Source organism: Streptomyces sp. 8K308 (assembly GCF_004348315.1).
In the GTDB taxonomy this organism is placed as follows: Bacteria; Actinomycetota; Actinomycetes; order Streptomycetales; family Streptomycetaceae; genus Streptomyces.
On the sequence record NZ_SMKC01000638.1, the window covers coordinates 1 to 1,241 of the forward strand.

Genomic DNA, 1,241 nt, shown 5'->3' on the forward strand with positions numbered 1-1,241 from the left:
GGTGGGGGAAAACACCGGCTACGCCACGCGGGCCAAGGCGTCCGCCGGGCGGAGCCGCGCCGCGCGCCAGGTGGCGAAGGTGCCGGCGATCAGGCCGCCCGCGATGGCCAGCGCGGCGGCGAGCGCGACGATGCCGACGCTGACGGGCGCGGTCAGGCCCACGTCAAGCGCCGCCGTGGTCGTCTGCTCCATGCCAGGGCCGCGAAAGCCGCCGCCGGGCCCGGCCGGCGAGGCCGCCGCCGCCGTGCCGAGTTCGGCCGTCAGGGACGGGTTGACGGCCGTGATGACGGCCGCCGCGCCCACGCCGGCCGCGAGGCCGATCGCTCCGCCGAACAGGCCGGTGGCCACGGCCTCGGCCATCACCTGCCGGGTGACGCGGCCCCGTGACCAGCCGAGCGCCTTGAGCGTGCCGAACTCCCTGACCCGGCGGGTGACCGCCGAGGAGGCGAGCAGTCCGGCGACGAGGAAGGCCGAGCCGAGCACCAGGTAGGAGAGCCAGCGGCCGAGGCCGTCGGCGAGGTCGGCCGCCGTGGCGAGGGAGCCGGAGACCTGGTCGGCGAGGTCGTCGGCCGTCACGACCTCCGCGTCCTCGACCCGCTCGGTGATGGCCGCCTCGATGGCGTCCAGCTCCTGCGAGTCCTCGGCGCGGACGTAGACGTCCGTCAGGGCGCCCTCGTTGCCGGAGAGCTCCTGCGCCCTGGCCAGCGGCAGGTAGACGTCGGCGGCGGCGTCGCCCTCCGCCTGGTCGGCCAGGCCGACGATCTCGACCTCGGTGCCGCCGACGGTGAGCGTGTCGCCGACCGCGAGCTCCTCGCTCGCCGCGTACTCGGTGTCGACGAGCGCCACGTCCGCTTCCGCGTCGTCGGCCGTGAACGCCCGGCCGTCTGTCACCTCGGTGGCGCTCAACGGGCCCTGGTCGAGGGCCGTCACGTCGCTGCCGAGCACCGCGTACTGGTTGATGTCGAACGCGGCGCCGCCGCCCCCGACCTCCCCGTCCTCACGCGTCGTCGGCGGGCCACCGCCCGGCTCGCCCTCGACGATCTCGCCCGGGTCGAACGAGCCGCGCACGCCCACGCTGCGCAGCGCGAGGCCGCCGACCGCGCCCGAGACGCCGTCGATGTCGGCGATGGTGTCGACGGCCGACTCGTCGAGCGTTTGGAAGCCGTCGACCACCAGCACGTCGCCGCTCTGCTCCTCGCCCTCCCTGGCGTCGAACTCGAAGCGTGGGGGCTGCCGTTGCC

1 protein-coding gene is annotated in these 1,241 nt (G+C 75.7%); it reads right to left on the bottom strand.

Annotated features, from left to right (window positions below; all coding sequences use genetic code 11):
- Positions 1–18 precede the first annotated feature (18 nt).
- On the bottom strand, positions 19–1,241 hold a 1,223-nt coding region (locus E1265_RS36350; RefSeq protein ID WP_132935194.1), incomplete at its 5' end, for an ABC transporter permease.